Origin of the sequence: Polynucleobacter acidiphobus (assembly GCF_003065385.1) — a bacterium.
Lineage (GTDB): Bacteria > Pseudomonadota > Gammaproteobacteria > Burkholderiales > Burkholderiaceae > Polynucleobacter > Polynucleobacter acidiphobus.
On the sequence record NZ_CP023277.1, the window covers coordinates 1 to 14,189 of the forward strand.

General features: G+C 47.4%; 15 protein-coding genes. All 15 read left to right on the plus strand.

The window, feature by feature from the left end; all coding sequences use genetic code 11:
* Positions 1-40: 40 nt before the first annotated feature.
* The 15 genes from dnaA to AOC32_RS00075 all read left to right on the plus strand — a co-directional run bounded on the left by dnaA (position 41) and on the right by AOC32_RS00075 (position 14,164).
* Positions 41-1,522, plus strand: coding sequence for a chromosomal replication initiator protein DnaA (gene dnaA, locus AOC32_RS00005; protein WP_108507546.1), 1,482 nt, complete (start codon positions 41-43; stop codon positions 1,520-1,522).
* A 247-nt stretch (positions 1,523-1,769) separates the two neighbouring features.
* Positions 1,770-2,885, plus strand: coding sequence for a DNA polymerase III subunit beta (dnaN, locus tag AOC32_RS00010; RefSeq protein ID WP_108507547.1), 1,116 nt, complete (start codon positions 1,770-1,772; stop codon positions 2,883-2,885).
* A gap of 36 nt (positions 2,886-2,921) precedes the next feature.
* Positions 2,922-5,420 carry a DNA topoisomerase (ATP-hydrolyzing) subunit B gene (gyrB, locus tag AOC32_RS00015; RefSeq protein ID WP_108507548.1) on the plus strand — a complete coding sequence of 833 codons (2,499 nt, stop codon included), beginning with the start codon at positions 2,922-2,924 and terminating at the stop codon, positions 5,418-5,420.
* 3 nt (positions 5,421-5,423) lie between these two features.
* Entirely contained in the window at positions 5,424-5,909 is a 486-nt protein-coding gene (locus AOC32_RS00020; RefSeq protein ID WP_325051145.1) for an SET domain-containing protein, read from the plus strand.
* A 12-nt stretch (positions 5,910-5,921) separates the two neighbouring features.
* Complete coding sequence (locus tag AOC32_RS00025) at positions 5,922-6,149, plus strand: DUF3717 domain-containing protein (RefSeq protein ID WP_108507549.1); 228 nt, start codon at positions 5,922-5,924, stop codon at positions 6,147-6,149.
* A gap of 23 nt (positions 6,150-6,172) precedes the next feature.
* Positions 6,173-6,964, plus strand: coding sequence for a sulfite exporter TauE/SafE family protein (locus AOC32_RS00030; RefSeq protein WP_108507550.1), 792 nt, complete (start codon positions 6,173-6,175; stop codon positions 6,962-6,964).
* 96 nt (positions 6,965-7,060) lie between these two features.
* Positions 7,061-8,980 (plus strand): tRNA uridine-5-carboxymethylaminomethyl(34) synthesis enzyme MnmG, encoded by a 1,920-nt coding sequence (mnmG, locus tag AOC32_RS00035; protein WP_108507551.1) that lies wholly within the window; start codon positions 7,061-7,063, stop codon positions 8,978-8,980.
* Positions 8,977-9,636 carry a 16S rRNA (guanine(527)-N(7))-methyltransferase RsmG gene (gene rsmG / locus AOC32_RS00040; protein ID WP_108507552.1) on the plus strand — a complete coding sequence of 220 codons (660 nt, stop codon included), beginning with the start codon at positions 8,977-8,979 and terminating at the stop codon, positions 9,634-9,636. Before mnmG ends, rsmG begins: the two co-directional genes overlap by 4 nt.
* 5 nt (positions 9,637-9,641) lie before the next feature.
* On the plus strand, positions 9,642-10,412 hold the full coding sequence (locus AOC32_RS00045) for a ParA family protein (protein WP_108507553.1): 771 nt from the start codon (positions 9,642-9,644) through the stop codon (positions 10,410-10,412).
* A gap of 7 nt (positions 10,413-10,419) precedes the next feature.
* A complete protein-coding gene (locus tag AOC32_RS00050; RefSeq protein WP_108507554.1) occupies positions 10,420-11,328 on the plus strand; it encodes a ParB/RepB/Spo0J family partition protein in 909 nt (302 codons plus the stop codon).
* 83 nt (positions 11,329-11,411) lie between these two features.
* Positions 11,412-11,891, plus strand: coding sequence for an ATP synthase subunit I (locus tag AOC32_RS00055; protein ID WP_108507555.1), 480 nt, complete (start codon positions 11,412-11,414; stop codon positions 11,889-11,891).
* Positions 11,892-11,928: 37 nt separating this feature from the next.
* The gene (gene atpB / locus AOC32_RS00060) at positions 11,929-12,798 is read left to right on the plus strand and encodes a F0F1 ATP synthase subunit A (protein ID WP_108507556.1); all 870 of its coding nucleotides are present in this window, start codon (positions 11,929-11,931) and stop codon (positions 12,796-12,798) included.
* A gap of 39 nt (positions 12,799-12,837) precedes the next feature.
* Complete coding sequence (gene atpE, locus AOC32_RS00065; RefSeq protein WP_108507557.1) at positions 12,838-13,104, plus strand: F0F1 ATP synthase subunit C; 267 nt, start codon at positions 12,838-12,840, stop codon at positions 13,102-13,104.
* Between the two features lie 52 nt (positions 13,105-13,156).
* Complete coding sequence (locus AOC32_RS00070) at positions 13,157-13,627, plus strand: F0F1 ATP synthase subunit B (RefSeq protein WP_108507558.1); 471 nt, start codon at positions 13,157-13,159, stop codon at positions 13,625-13,627.
* The gene (locus AOC32_RS00075) at positions 13,628-14,164 is read left to right on the plus strand and encodes a F0F1 ATP synthase subunit delta (RefSeq protein ID WP_108507559.1); all 537 of its coding nucleotides are present in this window, start codon (positions 13,628-13,630) and stop codon (positions 14,162-14,164) included.
* Positions 14,165-14,189 lie beyond the last annotated feature (25 nt).

Here is a 14,189-nt window from a genome sequence, read left to right on the forward strand (position 1 = left end):
TAACTTTTAACACTCGCTACAATCAGATCCTAAATTTCCTATGAGCAAACCAGATCTACTTCCCCTTCTTGTGCACCCCAATCCCCTAGGGTTTTGGGACCTGGCCCTGGAAACCTTGGCCAAAGAGCTTTCACCACAACAGTTTAAGACCTGGATTCAACCCCTTAAAATAAGGGGTTATGACGAAAGTGAGCGTTTACTATTAATTGGGGCGCCCAACCCATTTAAGCTTGATTGGATTAAGCGTACTTTTTCAGGAAGGCTTCATGAAATCGCCTCTTCCTATTTCGGGGGCCCGATTAACCTTCAATTTACGCTAGGCGCCGATCCCTCAAAAAACACCACCAAAATGCCCAGTCCAGGTTTGCGCCCCGAGGGGTTGGCTGAGGGGGCGCTTGGCTCCGACGCATTACCAGGACCCGCATCAAATACGATGGATTTGGAACTTGAATTTGAGGGGGGTTCCGAGGCCAACCTTGGGGCCGTACTTGCCGACCGCGAACACTCCAAACTAAATCCTGGTCTTACCTTTGAAAGTTTCGTTACAGGCAAAGCAAATCAATTGGCGCGGGCTGCGTCCATTCAGGTTGCCCACAATCCAGGGGCGTCCTATAACCCAATGTTTCTATATGGCGGTGTCGGTCTAGGCAAAACTCACCTAATCCACGCGATTGGAAACCACCTTCTTAAAGAGAAACCGGATGCCAAAATTCGGTATATCCATGCCGAGCAATATGTGTCGGACGTTGTTAGGGCTTATCAACAAAAAGCGTTTGACCGCTTTAAGCGCTACTACCACTCACTAGACCTTTTGCTGATTGATGACATTCAGTTTTTTGGTGGCAAGTCGCGTACCCAAGAGGAGTTCTTTTATGCCTTTGAGGCCCTTATTAGCAACGGGGCACAGGTAATTATTACCAGCGATACCTACCCAAAAGAGATGGAAGGCATCGACGAGCGCCTGATTTCTCGCTTTGATTCCGGACTAACTGTGGCTATTGAGCCCCCGGAACTCGAAATGCGGGTAGCCATTTTGATGAAAAAAGCAGCGGTTGAGGGCATCCCAATGAGTGAGGATGTTGCGTTTTTTGTTGCCAAACACCTGCGCTCCAACATTCGGGAGCTAGAGGGGGCATTAAGAAAAATCTTGGCGTATGTTCACTTTCATGGCAAAGAAGTCAATATTGAGGTGGCCCGCAGCGCCTTGAAGGATCTTTTGTCGATCCAAAATCGACAGATTTCAGTTGAAAGTATCCAAAAAACAGTTGCCAACTTTTACAACATCAAGGTTGCCGATATGTATTCCAAAAAGCGGCCTGCCAACATTGCCCGGCCGCGGCAAATTGCGATGTTTATCGCGAAAGAACTAACCCAAAAAAGCCTGCCCGAGATTGGCGAACTTTTTGGCGGTAGAGACCACACCACCGTTTTACACGCCGTTCGCAAAATAGCTGAGGAGCGCCAACACGACTCTCACCTTAATCACGAACTACATGTTCTCGAGCAAAGCCTAAAAAACTAGCTTGTGGATAAGCCTGTGGACGGCTGATGGAATAACCCTGTTAATAGGTGTTTGATAGACTTGTGGGTAAGTGTTTTGGGTTTTGTGATTCGGGTTTTGTTCACAATTTATTCATGAGTTATACCGCACTTATTCACACCAATATTTCTCAAAAAGAGCTTGATTTCACTATAAAATTTAACTTATCAACAGAAAAAGACACCCTTACTATTACTACGATATAAATATAAAAAGGAATGAAAGAATAATGCAGCTAATCAACGCTACCCGAGATGATTTACTTAAGCCTTTACAGGTGGTCAGTGGCATTGTTGAGCGTCGTCATACCTTAGCGATCCTGGCAAACTTACTCTTTAAAAAAACAGGATCCTCTATCTCTTTTGTTTCTACAGACATTGAAATACAAATTACGACAAAGGCAAACTTTGGGGTTGGTGCTGATGATGTCACCACAACCGTGGGCGCCAGAAAAATTTTGGATATCTTGCGCGCCCTACCTGAGGGTCCTGTAAGTCTTAATCTCAAAGACAACAAGATGGTGGTGCAGAGTGGCAAGAGCCGCTTTTCTCTTCAGACTTTAGCCGCCACCGAGTTTCCGGTCATGCAAACCCACTCTGAGGTTCAGTCAAACTGGGGGATGAGCCAAAGAAAATTCCGTCAACTTATTAGCCAGGTCTACTTTGCGATGGCTCAGCAAGATATACGCTATTACTTAAACGGAATGTTATTAGTTGTGGATGGAAAAGATGTAATTGCAGTTGCAACCGATGGCCATCGGTTGGCTTATAGCCATGTTGAGCTTGATACGAGCCCGGCTGGGAATGGTCAAAAACAAGAAATTATTATTCCCCGTAAAACAATCTTGGAGTGTCAACACCTATTGCAGGACACGGATGAGGTGGTTGATATCAGCATTAGTAATAATCAGATCAAGTTCACTTTTGGTGATATTGAATTAATTTCGAAATTAGTTGAGGGCAAGTTTCCTGACTACCAGCGAGTGATTCCGAAAGGGCATAAAAACTCACTTTCTGTTAACCGTGAAATTTTGCAGGCCGCCTTACAGCGAGCTGCTATTCTGACAACCGATAAATTTAAAGGCGTTCGATTTTCTTTAGCAAATAATAAAATTACCATTCAGTCTACAAATGCCGAACAAGAAGAGGCTCAAGAGGAAATAGAAACCAACTACAGTGGGGACGCTGTTGAGATCGGATTCAATGTTAGTTATCTTCTTGATGTTTTAGCCAACATCAAAAACGAAGAAATTCAAATCAGTCTTGGTGATGCCAATAGTAGCGCTGTGATTACATTGCCCGGATCAGAGGCATTTAAGTACGTTGTAATGCCCATGCGCATTTAAGTTTTAATGCCCCAATAAGTTCAAAGAAGAAAATTCATGTCTTTAGAAAATCAAACCAATGAGCAGTATGGCGCCTCTTCCATTCAGATACTGGAGGGATTGGAGGCGGTTCGTAAGCGTCCAGGGATGTACATTGGCGACACCTCCGATGGAACTGGTTTGCATCACCTGGTATTTGAGGTTCTTGATAATTCGATTGATGAAGCGTTAGCAGGGTACTGTACCGAAATATCGGTTGTGATTCATACCGATAACTCTATTTCTATTATCGATAATGGCCGAGGTGTTCCAACCGGCATTAAGTTTGATGATAAACACGAGCCTAAACGCAGCGCCGCAGAAATCGTAATGACAGAGCTCCATGCGGGCGGCAAATTCGACCAAAACTCCTATAAGGTTTCGGGTGGGCTTCATGGTGTTGGGGTTAGTTGCGTAAACGCTCTTTCAAAATGGTTACGTTTGACCGTTCGACGCGATGGCAAGGTTCATCATATGGAGTTTGCTCGCGGAGTTGTTCAGAATCGAAATATTCAAAAAGAAAATGGGGTTGAGATTTCCCCAATTTCGATCACGGGGGAAACAGATCTACGTGGTACAGAGGTTCACTTTCTGGCGGATGATGAGATTTTTGGCAACATTGAGTATCACTATGAAATACTTGTAAAACGAATTCGTGAGCTTTCGTTCTTAAACAACGGGGTTCATATTCGTCTTGTTGATCAACGTAGCGGCCAGGAAGAGGATTTTGCTTTCTCTGGGGGTGTACGGGGTTTTGTGGGGTACATCAATCAAACCAAAACCGTTTTACATCCAAACATTTTTCATGCAATTGCTGAGCGCCCATCGGACCTAGGTGGTCAAATTACTGTTGAGGTTGCGATGCAATGGAACGATGGTTATAACGAACAAGTTTTGTGTTTTACGAACAACATCCCCCAGCGTGATGGCGGTACCCACCTAACAGGCCTACGTGCGGCAATGACTCGGGTCATCAACAAATATATTGATGAGAATGAGATTGCAAAAAAAGCAAAGGTTGAGATTTCTGGCGACGATATGCGCGAAGGGCTTACATGCGTCCTTTCGGTTAAGGTTCCGGAACCCAAGTTTTCAAGTCAAACCAAAGATAAGTTGGTCTCAAGTGAGGTTCGGGGCCCTGTCGAAGATGTGGTGGCTCAGGCGCTCGCAGAATATTTGGCCGAAAAACCACAAGATGCAAAAATCCTATGTGGCAAGATTGTTGATGCCGCAAAGGCGCGTGAGGCCGCCCGCAAAGCTCGTGAAATGACGCGCCGCAAAGGCGCCCTCGATGGTATTGGTCTGCCCGGTAAGCTTGCAGATTGTCAGGAAAAGGACCCCGCCAAATCCGAATTATTTATTGTTGAGGGTGACTCCGCCGGCGGCTCAGCTAAACAGGGACGCGATCGAAAGTTCCAGGCGATCTTACCCCTTAAGGGCAAGATCTTAAATGTTGAAAAAGCGCGCTTTGACAAGATGCTGGGCAGCCAAGAAGTGGTTACTTTAATTACTGTTTTGGGGACTGGTATTGGTGCCGAGGAATACAAAGCCGACAAATTGCGCTACCACCGGATCATTATCATGACCGATGCCGATGTGGATGGCAGCCATATCCGCACACTACTCTTAACGTTCTTTTACCGCCAAATGCCAGAACTAATTGAGCGCGGACACGTTTATATTGCTCAGCCACCGCTTTACAAGGTTAAGTTCGGTAAAAGTGAGCAGTACATTAAGGACGATGCCGAACTAAACCAATTGTTGTTCAGGGTTGCGCTTGAGCAGGCCTCTATTGAGACCCCAGCGGGGGAGAAGATTCTTGGACAAGAGCTAGAGGGCCTTGCAAAACATTATCAAAACATTCAAGCGGTGGTTGATCGATTATCAAGAACAATGGATGAAGACGCACTTAGGGCGGTTGCTGCGGGCGTCAGCCTTAATTTTGATACAGAGGCCTTAGCTAACGACTCCGCTCGTCGCCTACGAGAGGCGTTTTCACAAAACGCCAATCCCCTTTCAATACCCACTGACATTGTGGTTCAAAAGGAAGAGAGAACTGAGCGTTATCGACTCCTGTTATCTAAACGGGTTCACGGCAATTTAAAAATTTCGGTGATTAGTTCGGATTTCGTGGCAAGCGATGATTATCAAAGCCTAATGAATGCGGCTCTATCGCTTGCTGGAAAAGTTCCTCAAGGCAGCCGTGTACGACGCGGGGACCCTGAGAAATCAAACAAAGAGAGCGCGGTTGCTGATTTCCGTGGCGCGTTTGAGTGGCTGCTTTCCGAGGCTGAGCGCTCCATCAGCCGCCAGCGTTACAAGGGTTTGGGTGAAATGAACCCCCAGCAGCTTTGGGAAACCACAATGGACGCAAGTACCAGAAGGCTGTTGCGAGTACAAATCGAAGACGCCATCATGGCCGACCAGGTCTTTACAACCCTAATGGGCGATGAAGTTGATCCTCGACGTGCTTTTATTGAAAAGAATGCTTTAATCGCTCGTAATTTAGATATCTAACTCATGAAAAAAAACAAAGCCCCGAAAACCGTGGCGAAATCCTCCATTGCGGTTAAAAATTCAAAAATTCATGGTCGTGGGGTTTTTGTAAAAAAAGAAATTCCTAAGGGCTCGGCAATTATTGAATATATTGGGGAGCGCATTAGTTGGAAGGAGGCTTTGCGTCGCCACCCACACGATCCAGAGCAGCCGAACCACACCTTTTATTTTTCTTTGGAAGATGGCCGGGTCATTGATGCGAACGTTGGCGGCAATGCAGCGCGCTGGATTAATCATTCCTGTAAACCAAACTGCAAGGCCGACGAAATCGCGATCGATGGTGAGGGCCACGTTTTTATTTTTGCAAAACGTAATCTTCTTCCTGGCGAAGAGCTTTTCTATGATTATTCGTTAAATTTGGACGAAAAGCCCACCAAAAAGTTACTAAAGGAATACGCCTGTTATTGTGGCAATAAAAAGTGCCGAGGCACGATGCTCGACATCGATTGATCGGTTGTCGACATGTTGTTTGTTTCCATTCAAGAGTTAGAGGCTGCCATCAATTATTGGCGCTCTCAGTCCCCCTCTACGGGTGATGAACTGATTTTGTCTAAAGAGGCTAGTGCATTAGCAAAGCCTTATGCGCTCATGATTATCCAAGGCGCTCAACGAATCCCACTTGATATGCTTGATGAGGTTTGTAAAGAGTCGCTCGCCAAGTTTGTGACCTGGAAGTCACAGACTAAATAATTGGCTATTTCTTAAGCAATAACGTGGATACAGTAGTCGATTTCAGTTCATATCTTTGGCTTTTGCTGCTGTTGGCCGCCTTTGCATCGGGCTTGGTTGATGCGATTGCTGGCGGCGGCGGACTAATACAGGTGCCGGCTTTATTTGCCGCCTATCCAGACACTCACCCAGCAACCCTGTTAAGTGCTAACAAGGTGTCCTCGATTGGCGGAACAATCAATGCGGCAAGGCGCTATTTGCGTCACGCAAAGTTACCTTGGAATATCTTGGGCCCAGCCATTATTGCTGGATTTATTGGGGCACTCTTGGGGGCCCTAGCGGTTAGTGTGTTTCCGCCCGAGCCCCTTCGAAAGGCTTTGCCATTTATGTTGGCGATCTTGCTCGCATATACCTGGTTTGCTCCGAACATGGGGCTTGAGAATCGCCCCGCCCACAAAATAGGACGCCATGAGGTCCTAAAGGCAGTGGCGATGGGTTTGGTTATCGGGTTTTATGATGGGTTCTTTGGCCCGGCAACCGGAAGTTTTTTTCTGTTTGCTTTTGTTCGAATCTTTTATTTTGACTTCTTGCATGCATCCGCGGCGACCAAGTTGGTTAATGTCACCACCAACCTGGCCACGATCATTATGCTGACAAGCCTTGGCTTTATTGATTGGCCCCTTGGTTTGAGCCTAATGGTGGCCAATATTCTTGGTAGTCAGGTGGGGAGCATGTTGGCAATTGCACATGGGAGCCAATTTGTTCGGAAAATATTCTTAATCGTGGTGTTGGCCCTGATTGCTAGATCAGCCTATACAGCATTTTTTTCTAATTAAATCAATGGCTTACACTTTTGGGGCGCGGCCAGCCCCCGGATTGTTTCACGTGAAACAGTAAAAATGCTATGATCAACGCCCTAATTGGGCAAATCCATGCTTTATTTCAAGAAATTTGATGTGATTGTGGTCGGCGGCGGTCATGCTGGTACCGAAGCCGCGCTCGCGTCTGCTCGCAGGGGATCAAGCACCCTTTTAATTACCCACAGCATTGAAACACTGGGTGCAATGAGCTGCAACCCGTCAATTGGGGGTATTGGTAAAGGCCACCTGGTCAAGGAAATTGATGCCTTGGGTGGTGCCATGGCCGCTGCTACCGATGAGGCCGGCATTCAATTTCGAATCTTAAATTCGAGCAAGGGCCCAGCGGTGCGTGCAACACGGGCGCAAGGTGATCGTATCTTATATAAGGCCGCGATTCGTCGGCGCCTCGAAAACCAAACAAACTTGACCTTATTTCAGGCAGCTGTTGATGATTTGATTGTGGTTGGCGATCGGGTTCGGGGGGTTAGAACCCAAAGCAGCCTTGAGTTTGAAGGAAAAAGTGTTGTATTAACCGCCGGCACTTTTTTGGATGGAAAAATTCATATTGGTCTGATGAACCATAGCGGGGGCCGCGCTGGAGACCCCGCTGCAACCACCCTATCGGCTCGCCTAAAAGAGCTTAAATTACCCCAGGGGCGCCTAAAAACCGGTACCCCACCCCGCATTGATGGCAGGACCATTAATTTTTCTGTAATGCAGGAGCAGCCTGGCGACCTAGATCCCATTCCATGTTTTTCATTTATGGGCAGACCCGAGCAGCACCCTCGTCAGGTGCCGTGTTGGATAACCCATACGAATAGCCAGACCCATGACATTATTCGTTCCGGTCTAGACCGTTCGCCCATGCATACGGGGGTGATTGAAGGGGTCGGCCCGCGCTACTGCCCTTCCATTGAGGACAAAATCCACCGCTTTGCTGCCAAAGAGAGCCACCAAATCTTCTTGGAGCCAGAGGGCTTAACAACCAACGAGTTTTATCCCAATGGAATTTCAACCAGCTTGCCATTTGATGTTCAAATGGCCCTGGTCCACAGCATTCGTGGGCTTGAGAGCGCTGATATCGTGCGCCCAGGATACGCCATTGAGTATGACTATTTCGACCCGCGGCAGTTAAAGCACAGTCTAGAAACCAAGGCAATTGGCGGCTTATATTTTGCAGGACAGATTAATGGAACAACCGGGTATGAAGAGGCTGCTGCCCAAGGCCTGCTGGCAGGTATTAATGCAAGCCTGTCTGCACAAGACCAGGACCCCTGGCTGCCCAAGAGAAGCGAGTCATACATTGGTGTTTTGGTTGACGATTTAATTACAAGGGGCGTTCAAGAGCCCTATCGTATGTTTACCAGCCGCGCTGAGTATCGTTTGAGTTTGCGCGAGGATAATGCCGATGCGCGGCTTACCGAAATTGGACGAAGTCTTGGTCTGGTGGGCGATGAGCAGTGGGAATTTTTTCAACGAAAGCAGGAACATGTTTCACGTGAAACATTGCGCCTACGCTCTCTCCGGGTTGGCCCAAAACATCATACCGCTCAGCAGTTGGAGGCGTTTCTTGGCCAAGCCTTGGCACACGAGTGTAGTTTGGCAGAGGTCTTAAGGCGCCCTGAGGTTGACTACCGCTCTTTGATTCAGGTCGATCCAGTTTTTGCGCAGGACACTCCAAACCTCGAAGATCCTCATTTGGGGCGCCAGGTTTTTGATCAGGTAGAGGTTTCGATTAAATACGAGGGCTATATTGAGCGGCAACGAATTGAAATCGAGCGCCATGAGCACTACGAAACCCTTCGCCTACCCGGGGATCTGGACTATTCCTTGGTTAAGGGCCTCTCGGTTGAGGTTTGGCAAAAGCTGAATTTGCATCAACCTGAAACCCTGGGCCAGGCTTCGCGCATTTCAGGGGTAACTCCCGCCGCGATATCATTGCTTTTGGTCCACTTGAAAAAGGGTATTGGCAAAACCCAAATATTGTCATGAGCCTTGAGGTTGATGAGGGCCTAAAGGCGGCCGGTCTTTCCCCGGACGAGGCTGCTGCAATGCAATATTTTTTAGCTGAGCTGCTGCGCTGGAATCGGGTGCATAATCTCACCGCCATTGATGAAACTGAGGCCGCGTTTCATTTGCATCTTATTGATTCAATTGTTGTTTTACCCATATTGCAGCGTTACTTGCAAACCCCCTTGCGGGTTAATGAGACACCAATTCAAATCGCTGACTTAGGATCGGGGGGCGGCCTACCGGGCATTCCGCTAGCCATCCTCCAGCCCACCTGGTTTTTTAGTCTGATTGAGGCGAGTAAGAAAAAGGCCGCCTTTCTGCAGCATGTTCGTGGCGGCTTGGGCCTCAGCCATCTTCAAGTCATGGCAAGTCGAGTTGAAAACGTGGCCAACACCCATCGGGCATTTTTTGATGCCATTACTGCGCGAGCATTTACGCGCCTTCATAAACTGTTAGACCTTTCGGCCCCCTTATTAAAATCATCAGGCTTTGTGTTTGCCATGAAGAGTCAACAAAGCGAAGAAGAAATTTCAGAGGTATCGAGCAAAGACTGGACGCTTCTTGAGGAGTGCGAACTATCCTTGCCTGGGCAGGCGCTTGATCGCCGACTCTTGGTTTTTCAATACCAACAATAAATATTATGGCCAAAACATTTTGCATCGCAAATCAAAAGGGTGGGGTAGGAAAAACAACCACCGCAGTTAATTTAGCCGCTGGGTTAGTTGCCCAAAGACAGCGAGTGCTTTTGGTTGATTTGGACCCCCAGGGAAACGCAACCATGGGCTCAGGAATTGACAAGTCGACGATCACAAGCGGCGTTTATCACGTGCTGATTGGAATCGCTTCTGCAAGCGAAGCAATTCAGTTCGCAAAAGAGTCTGGTTACAGTGTTTTGCCCGCAAATCGCGAATTGGCCGGAGCCGAGGTTGAGTTGGTTGATTTGGAGGGCCGGGAGGCAAGACTAAAAAACGCACTAAATGAGGTTGCTGATCAATACGATTTCATATTGATTGATTGCCCTCCCGCGCTGTCTTTATTAACCCTCAATGGTTTATGCGCAGCGAATGGCGTAGTGGTCCCTATGCAGTGCGAATACTTTGCTCTAGAGGGGCTTTCTGATTTGGTGAATACCATCAAACAGGTTCATTCCAATTTAAATCCAGACTTAAAAATCATTGGGCTTCTGAGGGTCATGTTTGATACCCGGGTTACCTTACAGCAGCAGGTTTCAGAACAGCTCAATACACATTTTGGTGACAAGGTCTTTAAAACAATTATTCCTCGCAATGTGCGCTTGGCCGAGGCCCCGTCGTTTGGTTTGCCCGGCGTAATTTTTGACAAATCATCTCGGGGCGCCCAGGCATATATTGAGTTTGCGGGTGAAATGGTTCAACGAATTAAAACGATGTAGGTGAGAGATGAGCACAAATAAAAAAAGGGGATTGGGGCGCGGCCTTGACGCGTTATTGAGTGCTAGCAGTAAGGCGGGCGATGCGGACTCCGTTGCTGATAAGGGATCGCAGTCACTACCGCTGCAGCGTTTGCAAGCAGGTAAATATCAGCCTCGAACCATAATGGCCGATGAGCCACTAAAAGAATTGGCTGACAGCATTCGAGAGCGCGGTGTGATGCAGCCCCTCTTGGTCCGTGAAATTGATCGCGAGCGTTACGAAATTATTGCGGGTGAACGACGATTTCGAGCTGCAAAACTAGCGGGTCTTAATGAGGTGCCCGTACGAATCTTAGAGGTCGACGACCAGGCCGCAGCTGCGATTGCCCTCATTGAGAACATGCAGCGGGAGGACCTAAATCCGCTAGAAGAGTCGCGAGGACTATCTCGCCTGATTCATGAATTCAGCTTTACTCATGAGCAGGCCGCAAAAGCCGTGGGTAAATCGAGAAGCGCCATTACTAACCTGCTTCGCCTATCGCAACTCTCCGGGGCGGTTCAAGCGATGCTTTTATCTGGTGATTTGGATATGGGCCATGCAAGGGCGCTTTTGTCCCTGCCGGGCGCAAGCCAAGTTGCCTTGGCCCAAAAAATTATTGCTCAGGGCCTTTCGGTTCGTGAGGCAGAGCGATTGGCGAGTTCGGCGGCCCTGGCCGCGGGCGATTTATCCCGAAGGGCCCCCGCAAAAGGAAAATCGAGGCACTTAATTGGTCAAGACCAAGATTACAAGCGCCTTGCTCAAACCCTGGCTGATTTAGTTGGCCTGGAGGTGGTTTTTAAGACCAATAAGAAGGGCGGAGAGTTGTGCTTTTACTTTAGCCACTTTGATGAGCTTGATTCGCTGATAAAAAAACTGGGAATTAAGGATCATTCTTAATAAAAGTGTCTAAAACAATTGACCTTCACTAGGGTAAATACTAAAATCTTGAGGCTTAATTGATTCCCAAAAAAGATCAATCAATGCAATCCCGGTCTTGGGATGAGGACGATCAAGAAGTAGATGTGTATCGAACCCTCAGTCGAGACGAGGCAAAAGCCCTTTTTGGCAACAATAAAAAGGCATTTGCAACGATTTCGCCGTGGCTAGTTGTGCGTATTCAGCTGCTAATGACCGGTGTTTGCGTCCTTTTTTGGTCAATATTTGCAGATCCGATGGAGGGGCGAACCCTTTATACTTATTCGGCTTTTTGGGGTGGGTTTATCGGATTTTTTCCGGTACTGGTATTTGCTCTGCGCGTTCGAATGTCGCGAAGCATGAAAAACCCAAGCCCTGGAAGAATGTTGTCGGCGATTGTGTCTGGCGAACTGATGAAGATCGCCCTAACAATCGGGTTGTTTTTGGGAGTGGCATTTGCTATTCCTAACCTGCAGTGGTTACCGTTGCTGGTCACATACGTGCTTACGCTAATGAGCTATTGGTTGGCGTGGGTGTTGCGGTGAGCAGCTTTAATTGGCGTAGAGAAGGAATGATCTAGAAATGGCTAGCGCAGCACACGGGGCATCAACAGAGCCTCTAACCCCGACCGCATATATTGCCGAGCATTTACAGAATTTAAACAATATCGGTGGCGCTCAGACCTCCGTTGTTGACTTTAGTGTCATCAATCTTGATACCTTGTTTTGGTCGATTTTGATGGGGTTGATCGTGATCACTTTCTTGTTGATTGCTGCTCGACGTGCAACATCTGGGGTCCCGGGACGCTTTCAGGCTTTTGTAGAGATGATGGTTGATATGGTTGAGACCCAATCAAAAACCATTGTTCATGGAGACCGAAGTTATATTGCGCCATTAGCTCTACTTGTTTTCTGTTGGATTGTTTTATTGAACGCGCTCGATTTGGTGCCCGTGGATTGGGTGGTTGGGTTTAACCATTTCTTAGAAAACTTTGGGATGCACGTGCCGCATCACAAATTGGTGCCTACCACCGACTTGAATGCAGCGCTAGGAATGTCCTTCGCGGTTATTTTGCTGGTCTTTTTCTATAGCTTTAAGATCAAGGGCGTTGGCGGCTTTCTTCACGAGTTGATCTCGGCCCCCTTTGGCGCTAAGTGGTACTTAGCTCCCTTTAATCTCATTCTTAATATGATTGAATTTATTGCCAAAGGCGTCTCTCTTGGAATGCGACTTTTTGGCAATATGTATGCAGGCGAGCTCTTGTTCTTGTTAATTGCATTGCTCGGCAGCATCTGGACTTTTAGTCTTGACCTCAGTGTTTTTGGCTTGGTGGGGCATGTGATTGCTGGATCCGCTTGGGCCATTTTTCATATTTTGGTCATCCTTTTGCAGGCCTTTATTTTTATGATGTTGACATTGGTCTACATTGGTCAGGCGCACAGCCATCATTAATTTTTATTTTTTACACACTTAAACTTAGGAGTTAGCAACATGCAAGAATTTCTCGCAAACATTCAAGGATTTACTGCCATTGCAATCGGTATCATTATTGGTCTCGGCGCAATTGGAGCCTGTTTGGGTATTGCCCTGATGGGTGGAAAATACATTGAAGCTTGTGCCCGTCAGCCTGAGCTCATGGAGCCACTGCAAACCAAAATGTTTTTATTGGCCGGTTTGATCGATGCGGCCTTCCTGATCGGTGTTGGTGTTGCGATGTTGTTCGCATTTGCCAATCCATTGCTTGCTGTTATTAAGTAATTTAGTTGTGGGTCGATGACCCATTACTGCAACAAGTTTTGAAAGGAATATCGTGAATTTAAACGCGACTCTATTCGCGCAAATGATCGTTTTCTTCGTTTTATGGTGGGTCGTGGCTCGTTTTGTGTGGCCCCCATTGGTGAAGGCGCTTGATGAGCGAGCCGCTAAAGTGGCAGAAGGTCTTGCCGCCGCTGAGCGGGGAAAATTAGATCTTGAGAATGCGACGAAAAAGGCAGAAGAGGCAATGAGCTCTGCTCGTCAAGAAAGTATTCAGCGTGTTGCAGAAGCTGAGAAGCGCGCTCAATTGGCAGCGGAAGAAATTAAGGCGAATGCCCAGGCGGAAGCCGCTAGGATTATTGCGCAGGCCAAGGCTGACGCGGAGCAACAGGTCGGCAAGGCCCGTGACGAGTTACGCAATCAGGTCGCCAGCTTGGCTGTCAGGGGCGCAGAGCAAATTTTGCGACGCGAAGTTGATCCTAAAGCGCATGCGGCATTACTTGACCAACTGAAGGCAGAACTATAAATGGCTGACATTGCCACTATTGCCCGCCCTTATGCTGAGGCCTTGTTTGCAAGTGCTAAGTCAAACGATTTGTCATCATGGGAAAAGCAGCTCGATGAGCTTGCTAGATATTTAGAAAACAACGAGCTTCTGACGCTTGTCAGCAACCCAAAATTAGGTGCCGACGATCTTGCCAAGTTAGTTTTAGGTTTTCTTAAATCAAAACCGGATGAGTCAATAAGCGCTTTTATTAAGCTTTTAGCCAACAATCATCGTCTGATCGTTTTGCCTGAGATTGCTAAGCAATTTACGGCAATGAAAAACAAAAGCGAGGGTGCCGCAGAAGCCCTTATTACTTCGGCCTTCCCTCTCGAGGGCGCCGCTCTAAACGATTTACTTGTGGCCTTAAAAAAACGTTTTGGTGGAAAAGAATTACGCCCAACGGTAGTAATCAATCCTAATTTAATTGGCGGCGTTCGCGTCCAGGTGGGCGACGAGGTGTTGGATGGCTCCGTGAGAGCACAGCTTGGCCATATGCACGATCGGTTGATTGCTTAACGCAGGGATTTATTAAGAATATTCG